14 protein-coding genes, 2 tRNA genes and 1 pseudogene are annotated in these 15050 nt (G+C 67.2%); 13 read left to right on the top strand and 4 right to left on the bottom strand.

The genetic code is table 11. From position 1 onward, the window contains the following. Positions 1-63 precede the first annotated feature (63 nt). The 5 genes from ABSY19_RS24870 to ABSY19_RS24890 all read left to right on the top strand — a co-directional run bounded on the left by ABSY19_RS24870 (position 64) and on the right by ABSY19_RS24890 (position 3047). Entirely contained in the window at positions 64-336 is a 273-nt protein-coding gene (locus ABSY19_RS24870) for an HU family DNA-binding protein (protein WP_066158910.1), read from the top strand. Between the two features lie 22 nt (positions 337-358). Then, a tRNA-Val gene (locus tag ABSY19_RS24875) sits at positions 359-434 on the top strand. 74 nt (positions 435-508) lie between these two features. Beyond that, the gene (locus ABSY19_RS24880; protein ID WP_382156831.1) at positions 509-2428 is read left to right on the top strand and encodes a SurA N-terminal domain-containing protein; all 1920 of its coding nucleotides are present in this window, start codon (positions 509-511) and stop codon (positions 2426-2428) included. Positions 2429-2464: 36 nt separating this feature from the next. Further along, a tRNA-His gene (locus ABSY19_RS24885) sits at positions 2465-2540 on the top strand. Between the two features lie 204 nt (positions 2541-2744). Further along, entirely contained in the window at positions 2745-3047 is a 303-nt protein-coding gene (locus tag ABSY19_RS24890; protein WP_382156833.1) for a hypothetical protein, read from the top strand. A gap of 53 nt (positions 3048-3100) precedes the next feature. Here ABSY19_RS24890 and ABSY19_RS24895 read toward each other — a convergent pair whose 3' ends face one another. Continuing rightward, entirely contained in the window at positions 3101-3301 is a 201-nt protein-coding gene (locus ABSY19_RS24895; protein ID WP_382156835.1) for a hypothetical protein, read from the bottom strand. 231 nt (positions 3302-3532) lie between these two features. On the opposite strand from ABSY19_RS24895, the gene ABSY19_RS24900 reads away from it, so the two are divergent. After that, positions 3533-3844 (top strand): hypothetical protein, encoded by a 312-nt coding sequence (locus ABSY19_RS24900; RefSeq protein WP_382156837.1) that lies wholly within the window; start codon positions 3533-3535, stop codon positions 3842-3844. Positions 3845-3868: 24 nt separating this feature from the next. Here ABSY19_RS24900 and ABSY19_RS24905 read toward each other — a convergent pair whose 3' ends face one another. Beyond that, positions 3869-4657, bottom strand: a complete 789-nt coding sequence (locus tag ABSY19_RS24905) for a class II aldolase/adducin family protein (protein WP_382156839.1) — start codon at positions 4655-4657, stop codon at positions 3869-3871. A 62-nt stretch (positions 4658-4719) separates the two neighbouring features. Next, on the bottom strand, positions 4720-5688 hold the full coding sequence (locus ABSY19_RS24910) for a Bug family tripartite tricarboxylate transporter substrate binding protein (RefSeq protein ID WP_382156841.1): 969 nt from the start codon (positions 5686-5688) through the stop codon (positions 4720-4722). Positions 5689-5852: 164 nt separating this feature from the next. Here ABSY19_RS24910 and ABSY19_RS24915 point away from each other — a divergent pair. Further along, positions 5853-6763: pseudogene (locus ABSY19_RS24915) on the top strand (LysR family transcriptional regulator). 98 nt (positions 6764-6861) lie between these two features. Further along, complete coding sequence (locus tag ABSY19_RS24920; protein ID WP_382156843.1) at positions 6862-8853, top strand: LamG-like jellyroll fold domain-containing protein; 1992 nt, start codon at positions 6862-6864, stop codon at positions 8851-8853. A gap of 26 nt (positions 8854-8879) precedes the next feature. On the opposite strand, the gene ABSY19_RS24925 is transcribed toward ABSY19_RS24920, so the two are convergent. Further along, complete coding sequence (locus ABSY19_RS24925) at positions 8880-9656, bottom strand: IclR family transcriptional regulator (RefSeq protein WP_382156845.1); 777 nt, start codon at positions 9654-9656, stop codon at positions 8880-8882. A gap of 156 nt (positions 9657-9812) precedes the next feature. Between ABSY19_RS24925 and ABSY19_RS24930 the strand changes: the two genes are divergently transcribed. From ABSY19_RS24930 to ABSY19_RS24950, 5 genes are read left to right on the top strand one after another with little or no spacing between them, the layout of a single operon-like run. Then, entirely contained in the window at positions 9813-10613 is an 801-nt protein-coding gene (locus ABSY19_RS24930) for an alpha/beta fold hydrolase (RefSeq protein WP_382156847.1), read from the top strand. 25 nt (positions 10614-10638) lie between these two features. Continuing rightward, positions 10639-12147, top strand: a complete 1509-nt coding sequence (locus ABSY19_RS24935) for a carotenoid oxygenase family protein (protein WP_382156849.1) — start codon at positions 10639-10641, stop codon at positions 12145-12147. A gap of 12 nt (positions 12148-12159) precedes the next feature. Further along, the gene (locus ABSY19_RS24940) at positions 12160-12849 is read left to right on the top strand and encodes an alpha/beta fold hydrolase (protein WP_382156851.1); all 690 of its coding nucleotides are present in this window, start codon (positions 12160-12162) and stop codon (positions 12847-12849) included. Beyond that, positions 12846-14033 (top strand): CaiB/BaiF CoA transferase family protein, encoded by a 1188-nt coding sequence (locus ABSY19_RS24945; RefSeq protein ID WP_382156853.1) that lies wholly within the window; start codon positions 12846-12848, stop codon positions 14031-14033. Before ABSY19_RS24940 ends, ABSY19_RS24945 begins: the two co-directional genes overlap by 4 nt. Further along, on the top strand, positions 14030-15031 hold the full coding sequence (locus ABSY19_RS24950) for an NAD(P)H-dependent flavin oxidoreductase (protein ID WP_382156854.1): 1002 nt from the start codon (positions 14030-14032) through the stop codon (positions 15029-15031). The genes ABSY19_RS24945 and ABSY19_RS24950 overlap by 4 nt, the downstream gene beginning before the upstream one ends. The last annotated feature ends 19 nt before the right edge of the window (positions 15032-15050 follow it).

Genomic DNA, 15050 nt, shown 5'->3' on the forward strand with positions numbered 1-15050 from the left:
CGCCGTCTTCGGAAAAAACCTGTCCTTACGGAACATTCATTTCACCTTCAAGAGGGGCTATTTGTGAACAAAACAGAACTCGTCGAACACATTGCCAAGCACGCCGACATCTCCAAGGCGGCTGCAACGCGTGCACTGGACTCCACCATCACCGCGATCCGCACCACGCTCAAGAAGGGTGGCACTGTGTCGCTCGTCGGTTTTGGCTCTTTCGCCGTGACCAAACGCCCCGCTCGCAAGGGCCGCAACCCCCGCACCGGCGCTGAGATTAAAATCAAGGCCGCCAAAGTGCCGAAGTTCCGCCCGGGCAAGGCACTCAAGGATGCGCTGAACTGAAGCGCTCACCGGATTTCCGGTGGGGTGCTTAGCTCAGTCGGTAGAGCGGCGCCCTTACAAGGCGTAGGTCGGCGGTTCGACCCCGTCAGCACCCACCACCATCGAAAAGGCGAACCAGGGTTCGCCTTTTTTGTTGTCGGAAACGGCAGCACCACGTAGCAGGATTCAAGGCATGTTCGATTCCATCCGCAATCACAAGAAGTACCTCATGGGCTTCCTGATGATCCTGATCATTCCCTCGTTCGTGCTGTTCGGCATCGAAGGCTACACACGCTTCAACGAGAGCGGCGCACCAGTGGCTGTCGTCGATGGAAAAGACATCACCAAGGCCGAGTGGGACCAGGCGCACCAGCAGGAGTCTCAGCGCCTGCGCGAAGCGATGCCCTCGCTCGACTCGCGCCTGCTCGACAGCGATGGCGCGCGCTACGCGACGCTGGAGCGCCTGGTGCGCCAGCGCCTGCTGGCCGCCGCCGCGACCAAGCTCAACCTGTACACCAGCGACGCGCGCCTGGCGCGCGACCTGCAGCAGAACGAAGCCATCGCCGCGCTGCGCAAGCCCGATGGCGCGCTCGACGTGGAGGCCTACCGCCAGCTCGTTGCCCGCCAGGGCTTGACGCCCGAGATGTTCGAAGCGCGCGTGCGCGCCGACCTCTCGCAGCGCCAGGTGTCGCAAGGCATCCTCGGTTCGAGCTTCGCGCCCACCGCGCTGGCCAACGTCTCGCTCAACGCCTTCTTCGAACGCCGTGAAGTGCGCGTGGCGCGCTTCGCCGCCAGCGACTTCGCTTCGCAGGTCAAGCCGACCGATGCCGACATCGAAGCCTTCTACAGCGCGAACCAGGCCTCGTTCCAGGCGCCCGAGCAGGCCGAGATCGAATACCTCGTGCTCGACGCGGCGGCGCTGCAGAACAGCGTGACCTTCAACGAAGCCGACGTGAAGACCTATTACGAACAGAACGCCTCGCGCCTGTCCGGCGCCGAGGAGCGCCGCGCGCGCCACATCCTGCTGACCGTGCCGGCCGGCGCGCCCGCCGCCGACAAGGACGCCGTGCGCAAGCGCGCCGAAGAGCTGCTCGCGCAGGTGCGCGCCAAGCCCGCGAGCTTCGCCGATGTGGCCAAGGCCCAGTCGCAAGACCCGGGCTCGGCCGCCAAGGGCGGTGACCTCGACTACTTCGGCCGGGGTGCCATGGTCAAGCCTTTCGAGGACGCGGTGTTCTCGCTGGCCAAGGGCGCGATCTCCGATGTGGTCGAAACCGACTTCGGTTTCCACATCATCCAGCTCACCGACATCAAGGCGCCGCCGGTGCGCAGCTTCGAATCCATGCGCCCCGAGATCGAGGCCGAGTTGAAGAAGCAACAGGCCCAGAAGCAGTACGCCGAAGCCGCCGACACCTTCAGCAACCTCGTCTACGAACAGGCCGATTCCCTGCAACCCGCGGCCGATCGCCTGAAGCTGCAGGTCCGCAAGGCCACGGTGCAACGCCAGCCGCAACCCGGTGCCACCGGCGCGCTGGCCAGCGAACGCCTGCTCGGCGCGCTGTTCGACACCGAGTCGATCGACAAGAAGCGCAACACCGAAGCGATCGACACGGGTTCGGGCCAACTGGTCTCGGCGCGCGTCGTGAAGCACTCGCCTGCCCACACCCAGCCCCTGGCGGAGGTGCGCGAGCAGGTGCGTGCGCGCCTGGTCGCTCAGCGCACGGCCGAACTGGCGCGCGCCGAAGGCGAGAAGCAGCTGCAGGCCTGGAAGGCGGGCGGCGACGCCAAGGGCCTGGGCAATGCCGTGGTGGTCTCTCGCGAGAACCCGCAAGGCCTCGCGCAGCAAGTGCTGACCGCCGCCCTGAGCGTGGACCCGAAGAGCCTGCCCGCCTGGACGGGCGTGAACCTGGCCGACCAGGGCTACGCCATCGTGAAGGTGGAGAAGGTGCTGCCACGCGATGTGCGCGAGGCGCAAGCCCTGGCCCAGGAAGTGCAGCAATACAACCAGTGGTGGGCCTCGGCCGAAAACGAAGCCTACGTCGAAGGCCTCAAGGAACGCTTCAAGGCCCGCATCCTGGTGCCTGAGCCGGCCACCACGCCGGCACCGGCCCGATGAGAGGGCTTGGGTTCGGGCTATAATGCTTAGCTTGCGGTGGCTGTAGCTCAGTTGGTAGAGTCCAGGATTGTGATTCCTGTTGTCGTGGGTTCGAGTCCCATCAGCCACCCCAGATGATTTCCCCAAAAAGCCCGGCTCCTGCCGGGCTTTTTTGTTGGTGGGTTGGATCGCGCCCTCCACGCTGCGCCATTGCAATCTGACCAAGCGCTTACCCGAGTCGCAGGTCTGAGGTCGGGATTTGTACCCATCCCCAGAGATGGGCAGGCATGCAAAGATGGATGGCGGAGACATTCACTCACCTGTCACAGGAGGGGCGATGATCAAGGTCATGAGCAAGGGTCACCGGAGCGTGCCCGTTATCTGCTGCGACGTTTGCGGGAGCTGGATCGACGACGCCGACGCGGGTGCTGTGGTCTTTCGCAAGATGACCGGTGACGATGACACCTCCGAGGTGCTGCACGCCCACAAGGGGCGCTGCCACGTGGTCGCGGAGGAGCGGTTCGGAGGACAGGTCAAGACCGGGTGGCATGAACTGCGCCAGCACCTCCAGTTCCTCACATTCAACACGGGCGTGCCGCCCGCCGCGCTTCAAAAGATGGATGGCGACAGAGAGTTGTAGCGCCGCGCGACTGCGCTGGCCCGATCAGGGCATTGCAATGGGGCAGGGGAATCTCACGGCTTGTCCTTCTTCATCAGGCCCAGATCGCGCAGCACCGCGAGGCGGCATACGCTGGCCATGGAGCGCTGCTCCCTGTCGGCCTTTTCTTTCACGCGTTCGAGTTCGTCGGGGAGCAATCGCAGCGCGATGGGGCGCTCGCTGATCGCGCCGTTGGGTGCTCGTTTGCGTCGTGCGGGCAAGGTGGGTTTGACCATGTTTCACCAGAGCGTGACCGCGTCACTCAGTTAGCATTGAGTAACGGGAAAATACACAAATGACTTAACAGAAGAGCTGAAATTCGCTTATTTTAACAGATGAATGAGAATATTCGCTTACTTCTGGGCGCTCGATTGCGTGAAGAGCGCGAGCGCCTCGGGCTCTCGCAGCTCGTGTTCGGTGCGTTGGGAGACATTTCGCTTCGCACAGAACAAGACTGGGAACGCGGCGTGTCGGCTGTGAAGTCCGACTTCCTGAACGTCGTGGCCCAACACGGCGTGGACGTTCTTTACGTCGTCACTGGTGAACGACTCTCCGCGAAGCTGACCCTCGACCCCATCCAGAGCGCCGTGCTGGGCAGCCTGGCACAGTGCTCCCCGCAGCGGCAGATGGAAGCGGTCCAGCACATGGCGCTGCTGGCCGCGGGCATGTCGCCCCAGCCACCCGCGGGCAGGGCATCCCCTTCGTCTGCGCTGACCAAGGCCGCCGCGAAAAAGCCCGCCCGCGGCGTGGGCGTGGCGAAGGCGCGCAAGGGCAAGTAGCGCACGAGGCGGCCGCCGCCCACCTCACTCCTTGTAGGAAGGGTCGGTGCGGTCGAGCAGGCGCAGCAAGGCTTGCCAATCACGTCCCTGGATGTAGGACGGTGAGCCATCGAATTGCGCGATGGCGTGTCGGCACACGTCTTCAGCGGGGTAGATGAGTTTCTGGGTGCCCGAGGTGGCGGCGATCTGAATTTGGCAGGCGCGTTCCAGGTAGAACATCAGCTCGAAGGCTTCCGGCACGGTGCGCCCCATGGTGAGCAGCCCGTGGTTGCGCAGGATCAGGACGTTTCTGTCGCCCACGTCGGCAATCAATCGCTGCTGCTCGTCGTTGTTCAGCGCGATGCCTTCGAAGTCGTGATAACAGAGCTGCCCGTACACGCGCATGGCGTGTTGCGAGATGGGCAGCAGGCCCTCCTGCTGTGCCGCCACCGCCACGCCGGCTGCGGTGTGCGTGTGCAGGACACAACCCACATCCGGGCGCGCGCTGTGGATGGCGCCGTGAATGACGAAGGCCGCCGGGTTCACGTCCAGCTGCACGTCCTCGGCCAGGTTGCCGTGCACATCCACCTTGACCAGGTTGGAGGCGGACACCTCTTCGTAGAGCAGGCCGAAGGGGTTGATGAGGTAGTGCTCGTGCGACCCTGGAACCCGCGCGGAGATGTGGTTGTAGATCCAGTCGGTCATGCGGAAATGGGCAATGAGCCGGTAGCAGGCGGCCAGCTCCACCCGGGCCGCCCATTCCTCGGGCGAGACCTGTTCGCGCAGTTGTTTCCGTTCCTTCAGCAAGACGGCGAGTTCGTCGTTGTTCAGCATTTCAATCTTTCATCGTGGGAGCGAGCGCTGCGCAGGAGCGCCGCACTTCGCGGGTCCTGGTGTCACTCGGCGGAGATGCCCTTTTGCTGAATCAGCTTGGGCCAGTAGTCCGCATCCTGTTTCCATTGCAGCGCCATCGCGGCGGTGTCGGTGGGCGTCGGAATCAAGCCGAGCTCCAACAGGCGGCTGTTGACCGACGGGTGGGCCACCGCCTTCTGCAGTTCCGCGCTGAGTTTGGCGATCACGTCCTTGGGCGTGGCGGCGGGAACGACGATGCCTTGCCAGGGCAGCATTTCAATGTCGGCATAGCCCAGTTCGATGAGGGACGGCACATTGGGCAGCGAGGCGAGGCGGGCCTTGCCGAAGGTGGCGAGGGGCTTGATCTTGCCGGCCTTGATCATGGGCATGGCCGCGACGGTGTCCACCACGATCAGCGGGATCTGGCCGCCCAGCAGGTCCTGAAGGGCGGGGGCGGCGCCACGGTAGGGGGTGTGGACCACGTCGAGCGTGTTGCGGTCCTTGAGCATTTCCATGGCGAGGTGGTGAGGCCCGCCCACGCCGGGCGATCCGTAGCTGAGCTTGCCGGGGTTGCGCTTGATCTCTTCGATGAGCTGGCGCGCATCGGTGAGGTTGGAGGTGGCGTTGACGGCCAGCAACAACGGGAAGCGCCCCAACAGGGCCACGGGAGCAAAGTCCTTGGACGGTTGGTAGCTGAGCTTTTTGAACAAGGCCGTGTTGTAGACCAGGGTGCCACCATCGACGCTCATCATGGTGTAGCCATCGCCTGCGGCCTTCGCGGTGGCATCGGCGGCAATGACCGTGGCGCCACCCGGGCGGTTTTCGATCAGCACCGGCTGCTCCATCTGGATCGCCAGTTGCGCGCCGACCGTGCGGGCCAAGGCATCGGTTCCGCCGCCCGCCGCATAGCCCACCACCCATTTGATGGGCTTGGTGGGGTAGGGGTCCGCGGCCAGGGCGGTGATCGCCAGCGACGCGACGAGGGCCGCGCCGAGCTGTCTGAAGAGGGGCATGTGTGTCTCCTGGTGGGGCAACGTTGTGGTGTGGCGCAGTCTAGGGACGCCCCTTCGCGCCGGACATGCCATGTGGGCCCTGAGGCATACCGAATCGGAATGCTCAAGAACCGGAGCAGACTAAGATCCGATCCCCTTCCTCCAAGGCCGCGGCCATGCCCTCCATGCTGTTGAATCTGCGCGAGCTTCATGCGTTTCAGGCGGTGATCGATGCGGGCTCCCTGAGCAAGGCGGCGGAGAGCCTGCACATCACGCAGCCGGCGCTCAGCCGGATCATTCGGCGGCTGGAGGAACAACTGGGCGTGGCCTTGTTCGAGCGGCACCAGTACGGCGTGGCGCTGACGGACTTCGGCCGGCGGCTGGAGCCTCATGCGAGGCTGATGCTGTCCGAGTCTTCCCGGGCCGTGCAGGAAGTCGATGCCCTGCGCGATCAGCCCGGGGGCGTCGTGCGTTTTGGCGCGGTGGTCAGCGCGCTCGCGAGCTTCGTGCCGGGCGTGGTGGAACGCTTGCTGGCCCGGATGCCGGGTCTGCAGGTGGTCTTGGTCGAAGGGCTCTCGGAAGACCTGCTGCAGCAGCTCGCCCGTGGCGAGATCGACCTGGCCTTGGCGTTTGCCGTGTCCACCTCCGATGACATCACCACCGTTTCCCAGAGCGAATGGCAGGAGGGTTGCCACGTGGTCACCGGGGCCACCCACCGTTTGTGCGGGCGCCAGGACCTGCGCTTGCAGGATTTGCTGGGCGAGGCCTGGGCCCTGGCCCCACGGGGAACGCAGCCGCGTGACGAGTTGAAGCAGATGTACCTGGACCACCACCTGCCGCCGCCGCAGGCCACCGTGGAGTCCCGGTCCATGGCGGCGTGCGCCAGTTGGTGGCCGGGGGCTCGTTCCTGGGCTGGATGCCACGCCAGCTCGTGACCTCGTTGTCCGGGCCGGGAGAGGGTGCGATCCGCATCCTGCCTCTGCAGGACGTTCGCTCCGTGCGCCGATTCGCGCTCTATCGGCGCCGCGAGGGCACGCTGTCGCCGGCCACGCTGGCGCTTCGCGACGAACTGCTGGCCTACATCCGCACGCTGTAAGCGCCGGCGCACGCCGTTAAGCCAAAATGGCCGGCGAACGGCAAAGCCTGAACCTCAACCACCGGCGTTGAGCCCCATGGTCGCCGAGGGAGAACACCGTGGCCATCCGCGTCAACGCGCCTTATCAGGCGGTCTACATCCATGAGCCGCTGGGGCATGAGGTCCCGGCGCTCAACACACCATGGTCGGTGGCCGGTCTGTTCCGGTTCGAAGCCGACGTCAACCTCAATACCCTGATCGTCGCGCTGTACGGCACCACGAACGCGGCTTCGTGGGTCGGGCTTTACATGAATTCCGACGGCATCACCTGCCAGCTCGAGGGCTACAACGGCGGGTCGCCCACGGTCAGCTCCAGCTACACGCTGGAGGTGGGCCGGGAATACCGCCTGGCCATCGACTACAACGGCGCGGGCACCGTGCGCATGTTGCTCGATGGCGCGGTGGTGCTCTCCATGGCGTTCGTGCCCAATGCGGGCACGGCCGGCGAGCGCTCGCTGCAATGGGGCGGCTATGGCGAGCTGGCGGGCTACACGGACTGCACGATCGCGCGCTGGCGCATGTGGACGGCCGTGCTGACCGAGGCGGAGCACCGCCGCGAGTACCGCTCGACGGTGCCGTTTCGCACGCGCAACCTGATCCACAACTGGCCGATGGATGCCGGCAGCGGGCGGTTCGACGACACGATGCCCGGCGAGCCCCCGCTGGCCGACAACCCTGCCGAGCCGTGCGGCGATGGCAGCGATTTCACCTACCTGCCCAGCATTTTCGGTGTGCCTCAGGTCGTGGACCTGGGCACCTCGGCCACGCCCGGCGCGCGCACCGTCAACGTGCCGCAGTGGGCGGAATTCGTGGCCGTGCACATCGTGGGCAGCGATGACACGGCTGTGCCTTATACCGATCTGGCCTCCATCGCTTCGGACTTCGCGGCAGCTTTCAGCCAAACGGGCAACGGCGCCATCGCCACGGCGGCGGGTGGCTGGGTGTGCACGGCACCGGTGGCGAACTGGGCCGCCGGCCGCAGCGTCACCATCGCGTTCACGCAGGCGAATTCGCTGGCTGGCGCACACGCCTTCGTCTGCTTCATCCAGGACACCACGGGTGTCACTGCGCGTGGCTATGGCCAGGCGACGGGCGATGGCACCACGCCGGGCGTGGCCAGCGCGTCCGGCGTGTCGGGCGGCCTGGCCCTCGCGCTGGACACCCGGCTGAACGCGTCGTCCGGTGCCTTTCCCGGCAACCAGTCGGGCTGGGATTCGGTGCTCACCGGAGAGTCCTCCGGGACCTTCGGCTACTGGGCGAGCTCCCGCCTTCGGTCCAAGCCCATCACGGCCACCGGCACCGAGACCGCCACGACGCAGAACACGTACGCCGGGCCGATCACCCTGGCGACCTGGGCCCCGGCGAGCCTCGCCACGGTCGCGCCAACGGTCGCCTTCCCGGTGGCTGCGGACGTGACCGCCAGCGGCAACAACACCGCGAGCAGCAGCTGGGCGGTCAGCCATCCGGCTGCCGCGGCTGGCGACCTGCTGACCTTCCATCTGGCCTGGGACGACAGCACGGACACCACGTCGGTGAGCGCGCCCACCGGCCCGAACGGTGAAGTGGCCACGTCCATCGCGGGCCCGGTCGCATCGAGTGGCACGGAGGTGCGGGCGCAGGCCTGGCGGTACATCGCCACGGGCGCCTGGAGTGCCGGCACGCGCACGTTCACGCCGAGTGCCAGCGAGCAGTGGACCGCCGCCGTCCTCAAGGTGCGCGCGGGCGAGTTCGACGCATCGACACCGGTCGGCGCCACCGCCACGCGCGCGAGCGCGGGGGGCGCTGAAACCACGGTGCTGTCGCCCGCCTTCAGCGCGGGCTCGACCGATGGGGGCGGGCGCTTGGTGTGCTGGGGCGCCGTGGACGATGACCCGGTGATCGCGAACGCCAGCGCCTGGTCCACGTTGAACAGCGTGGATCGCGGCGCGGTATCCGGCACGCTCGCGGCGCGCAACCTGGAGGCCACCGACAGCGAGGCCTTCACGGCGGGCGGTTGGCGCATTGCCGGCGACAGCTGGGCCACCCTGGCCTATGTGATTCGCAAGCCCTAGGGCTCGGGGGCCGGGCGCGCGACCAATCACGGGTCGCGCATGGCGTCCTTGATGCTGCGGGCCGCCTGGGCCACCAAGGGCCCGACGCGTTTTTCCAGCAGGGTCTTGCTCAATTGCTGCGAAGGGCCCGCGCAGGAGAGCACGAAGATTTCCGAGCCCGTCACGATGGGCACCGCCGCCGCGCTCAACACGCCGCCGCGCACGCGGCGGGACACGACGAAACCCAGCCGCTTGTACTCCGCATGGACGCGCTCCACGTCCGCGCGGTAGCGGGTCCAGTCCACCGAGGCCATGCGCTGGAGGTTTTTCAGGATGGCGGTGCGTTCGTTGGCCGCGGCGGCCACCAGGTAGGCCAGCCCGAGGGAGGTGGTCTCCATCGCCAGCAGGTCGCCCACGGCCTTGTTGATGGTGATGGTGCTGACGGGCGGGCGGACCACCTCCAGCAGCAGCATGTGGGCGTGTTCGCGCGTGGCCAGCAGCACGGTGACGTCCAGCGTCTGGGCCAGCTGCCGCATGAGCGGGGCGGCGATGCGTTGGATGCCATGCTTTTGCATGGTGATGGAGCCGAAGTTCAGCGTGCGGCCGCCCACCCGGTATTTGCGGACCTGGTCGTCGAACCGCAGGTAGCCCAGTTTCTCCAGGGTGCCGGTGAAGCGCGACACGGTCGCTTTGGGCATGCCGGTGATCTCCACCAGCTCCTGGTTGCCCAGCACGTCCGACTGCTCGAAGGCGGACAGGATGGACAAGCCCTTGGCCAGCGAGGCGACGAACCCCCGGTCGTTCGGGTGGGGAATGGAGGACATGCGCGGTGGGTGTGCGTGGGGGAGCCAAAGCGGAGGTCGCCAGCCATGGTATCGAAACACTCGCCATCGGCCACGGAACCCTCTTCAGTTCCGGCATGCGGAACTGCTGCGCATATCGGTCGCCCGAATGCGGGCCGCTTCTTAGAGTTGCACCGCATGAACACCTACCGATTTCCTGACTACGAAGTGGCCGGCGATGCCGACACCACGGTTTTCCTGCTCCACGGTGCGTACGGCAGCCGAGCCTACTTCCGCCCGCTCATCGACACCCTGGCCCGGGCCGGCTACCGGGTGGTGGCCTGGGACGCGCCGGGTTACGGCCTGAGCCCCTTGCCGCAAGGCGGCTTGTCGATCGAAGGCCTGGCCGAAGCCGCCGCGCGCCTGATCGAACGCGAAGGCAGCCGGCGCAATGTGGTGGTGGGCCACAGCATGGGCGGCATCGTGGCGCCACTGGCCTCGCTGCTCTCCCAGGGCCGGGTGCACGGCGTGGTGATCTCGGCCACCGTCGCCACCTTCTCGCGCAAGTCGGCGCAGGACAAGGCGACCTTCGCCGAAGAGCGCATCGGCCCCATCCGGCGCGGCCTGCCGTTCAAGGAAGCGGCCTTGCCGGTCATTCGCGGCATGTTGGCGCCGACCTCGTCGGGGCCCCTGGTGGACCTGGTGGTGGACGTGGCCTCCGGCATGCGCGCCGAGACGTTCTGCGCCGCCATCGAAGCCATCGTCGGCTACGACGGCGAGGACAACCTGAAGGCGGTGAACGTGCCGACGCTGCTGATCGCGGGCGCGCAGGACAAGGTGGGGCGGCCAGAGGGCATGCAGTCGCTCACCGCGCTGATTCCCGATTCGCGCTTTGTCTGCATCGACGGCGCCGCGCACTACGCCTTCGCGGAGCAGGCGCCGGCGTTCAACGCCGCGCTGCTGGGCTTCCTGTCCGAACTGCCGGCCCCGCGCGCCTGAGACCCACAGAAAGAGGAGCATCGACATGAGCAGCACCGTCGTCAACACCGTTCACAGCACCCTCAAGCCCACCGACAACCCGTTTCTGAACGGCGCCTTCCGGCCCAATTTCAACGAGCATGTGGCGCACGTGGGCAGCCTGAAGGTCATCGGGGAGATTCCCAGGGACCTGGACGGCCTCTACATCCGCAACACGCACAACCAGGTGCACGAGCCCATGGGGATCTACCACCCCTTCGATGGCGACGGCATGCTGCACGCCGTGCATTTCCAGAACGGCCAGGCGTCCTACCGCAGCCGCTTCGTGCGCACCACGGGTTTCCTGGCGGAGCAGGCGGCCCAGGCGTCGCTGTGGACCGGCATCCTCGAACCGGACAAGGGCGCGCGGCGCGGCTGGGGCGCGATGGGGTCGATGAAGGACAACGCGGGCACCGACATCATCTGCCACGCGGGCAGGCTGCTGGCCACGATGTCGCAGGGCAGCGAGCCCTGGCGCCTGGACCCGATCTCGCTGGACACGCAGGGGCCTGACGCCAGCTGGGCCCGGCACGTCATGCCGCACGGCATCGGATCGCACTACAAGGTGGACCCGGAGACCGGCGAAATGATGTTCTTCAACTACCCGGAGGTCTGGCCCTACATGCACTACGGCGTGGTGGACCGCCACAACCAGCTGGTGCACTACGTGCCGGTGGAACTGCCCGGCGCGCGCTGGCCGCACGACCTGGGCATCACGAAGAACTACACCATCCTGCACGACACGCCGCAGTTCTTCGATCCGGCGCTGTTGAAGAAGGGGGTGAGAAAGCTGGCGTTCCACCCGGAGGTGCCGGCGCGCTTCGGGGTGATCCCGCGCCGGGGCAGTGGGGCCGACGTGAAGTGGTTCGAGGCCACGTCCTGCCACATCCTGCACCTGTCCAACTGCTACGAGGACGGCGACGAGATCGTCATGGACGGCTGCATCATGCCCAGGCCCGTGATGCACCCTGTGGGCAAGACCGAAGGCGGTGATGTGTATGCGCGCATGAAGGCGCGCCTGGACAAGCACAACAACCCGACCATGATGCACCGCTGGCGCTTCAACCTGCGCACGGGGCAGACGACGGAGCAGTACCTGGACGACGAGATCACCGAGTTCCCGGTGGTGAGCAACGACTACGTGGGCCGTCCGTACCGCTACAGCTACAACATCCTCTACCAGCCGGGCGAGTGGCTGTTCTGCGGCTTGAAGAAGTTCGACCTGCAGACCGGCGCCACGCAGCGTTTCGAGTACGGGCCCGGCCGTTATGGCAGCGAGCCCCAGATGGCGCGCCGCCTGGGCGCGACGGGCGAAGACGACGGCTACCTGCTGGTCTACGTCACCGACATGGTGCAGGACCGCTCTGAAGCCCTGGTGTTCGACGCCACCGACATCGCCCGAGGGCCCCTGGCCACGGTGATCCTGCCCGAGCGGATTTCGGTGGGTGTGCATGCCTGCTGGGTCGAGGGCGATCGCATCCACGGCGAGCACCGCGACAGCCGCATGCTGCCCTGAGGAAAAAAAACCATGGACATCGTCTTCATCCCCGGTCTGAACAACACCGGCGACGTCTTTCGCGACGTGAGCGCCGCGCTGCCGGCCCACCTGCGCAGCCATTGCCCGGACCTGCCACCGCTGGAGCACATCGAGGCCCTGGCCGATGCGGTGCTGGCCGCGGCACCGGCGCGCTTCTATCTGGCCGGGTATTCCTTCGGCGGCTATGTGGCCCTGGGCGTGCTCGAAAAAGCGCGCGAGCGGGTGCGGGGCCTGTGCCTCATGGGGTCGAGCGCCCGCGCCGACTCCGACGCGCAGAAGCTCAAACGGCAGCAGGCGATCCAGTCGCTCGACGCCGCGACCTACGTGGACACCGCGTCGTCGTCGGTGGCCCCGTTCCACCCGGACAACCGCCAGCGGCCCGACCTCGTGGCCCGCCGCCGTGAGCTGGCATCGGCCTACGGCGCCCAGCGCTACCTGGCCCATGTGCGCGCCACCCTGCAGCGCCAGGACCGCTCGCACCTGCTGGATGGGTCCGTGCCCATGCTGTGGCTCGCGGGTTCGCACGATGCGGTCGTGCCCGTCCAGCAGCAGGCCGAAGAGGCCGCCCAGGCCCGGCACTGCCGGTACGTGGAGATCCCGGGCGCGGGGCACCTTCTGCCATTGGAGCAACCGCAGGCGGTGGCCGATGCCCTGTCCCGCTGGATCGTGCGCACCCCATGAGCCACAACACCACGCCACTGGCCATGGACGGCATCCGCGTGCTGGACCTGACCCAGGGCATCGCGGGCCCCTACGCCACCATGCTGATGGCGGCGCACGGGGCCGAGGTGATCAAGGTCGAGCCGCCGGGCGGGGACTGGATCCGAAACGCCCGCAACCAGATCCGGGGGCACGCGCCGGCCGCGATCGCCGTCAACGTGGGCAAACACAGCATTCAGCTCGATCTCAAGAACCCGGACGAACTCGCCCTCGCGCAGCGCATCGCGCAGACCTGCGATGTGGTGGTCGAGAGCTACCGGCCCGGCGTGGTCGAGCGCCTGGGACTCGGTGCCGAACAGCTGTGCCAGGACCGGCCCACGCTGGTCTATTGCTCGGTCACCGGTTTTGGTCGCGACAGCGAGCTCCGGGACCGGCCGGTCATCGACCACGTCGCGCAGGCCTACTCGGGCTGGATGCACGTCAACGCGGACGAGAGCGGCATGCCGCAACGCACGCGCAACGTGGTGCTGGCGGACCAGATCACGGGGCTGTACGCCTACCAGGCCATCGCCAGTGCTGTGCTTCGCCGCTTCCGTTTTGGCATGGGGCAGCAACTGGAGGTGACGCTCGCGGGCGCCATGGCCGCGTTCCTGGCGCCGCGCATCATCTCGAGCGCGCTCAGCGACGGCAAGGTGGGCAACGCGGAATTCACCGCGCCCACCGGGGACTACCCGACCCGGCAAGGCACCCTGGTCGTGGCGGTGCAGAAACCGGCCGACGTGGAGAAGCTGTTCGCGCTGCTGGGCCGGGTGGAGCTGCTGCAGGACGCGCGTTTCTCGACGCCGGCCTCCCGCCTGCAGAACGCCGAAGCCCTGCGGCGCGAACTCGCGGTGGTCTTGCAAGCCCGGACCGCGGCGCAGTGGGAGCAACTGCTCGCGCCCCAGGGCGTGATGGCCTGCGAGGCCCGCGACATTCCCCACTTCCTCGCATCGCAGCACAGCGACGGGCTCGATCTGATCGAAACCCTGGCGCTGCCCGACGCCGGGCCGTGCCCCCTGGTCAGGGTGCCCGGCGCGGCGCCCTGGCATGGGCGCCGCACGCCGCCGCGCTTCCCTCGGGTGGGCGAGGACCTTCAACACATCCTGGACGGGCTGGACGCGATCGACCCTCCGCCGTCCACCGCCATCGATCAACGCATTGCATGATGAAAACAGACACCGTCACGTCCTTCTTCAACCGCACGCCGCTGCGCCTGCCCGTGGTGGCCGCGCCGATGTTCCTCGTGTCAGGCCCTGAGCTGGTGCTCGAAGCCTGCAAGGCCGGCATCGTGGGGGCGTTCCCCACGCCGAACGCGCGCCCCATCGAAACGCTGGAGTCGTGGCTGCTCACCATCACCGAAGGGCTGAGGGCGCACCGGCAGGCCCACCCCGATGCCATCGTGGGGCCGTGGGCCGCCAACGTCGTCACGCACTCGTCCAACGCGCGCCTGTCGCAGGACCTGGCCTTGATCGAGAAGCACCAGCCCCCGATCGTCATCACGGCGCTGGGCAGCCCCAAGCCCGCGCTGGAGGTGGTGCACGGCTACGGTGGCATCGTGCTGGCCGATGTCGTCAACCTGCGCCTGGCCAAGAAGGCGGCCGACGCGGGCGTGGACGGCCTGGCCTGTGTCAGCGCGGGCGCGGGCGGGCACACAGGCTGGATGTCGCCGTTCGCCTTCGTCCGCGCGCTGCGCGAATTCTTCGACGGCATCGTCGTCATCGGTGGCGGCATCGCCGACGGCTACAGCGTGGCGGGCGCCACCATGGCCGGCGCCGACCTGGTCTACATGGGCACGCGCTTCATTCCGACGCAGGAGAGCATGGCCTCACCCGCCTACAAACAGATGCTGATCGATTCGACGGCGGAGGACCTCGTCATCAGCAGCGGCATCACCGGCACCCCGGCGAGCTGGCTCAAGCCTTCGCTGCGCGCAGCGGGCCTGGACCCGGACGACCTGCCGCCCACACCGCCCCGGAATTACGACAGCAACCGTTCGTTCACCCAGCGCAAGTGGGTCGATACCTGGACCGCCGGCCAGGGCGTGGGCGCCATCAAGCGCATCAGCCCGGTGGCGGCGGTGGTGGACGAGCTGGAGCGCGAGTACGGGGAAGCGACCCGGCAATGGCGCCGGTTCGGTCAGCGGGCGGCCGAGACCGCGTTGTGATGTTTTGATATGCACCAAG

The organism is Hydrogenophaga sp. ANAO-22, assembly GCF_042466645.1.
Classification (GTDB): domain Bacteria; phylum Pseudomonadota; class Gammaproteobacteria; order Burkholderiales; family Burkholderiaceae_C; genus Hydrogenophaga.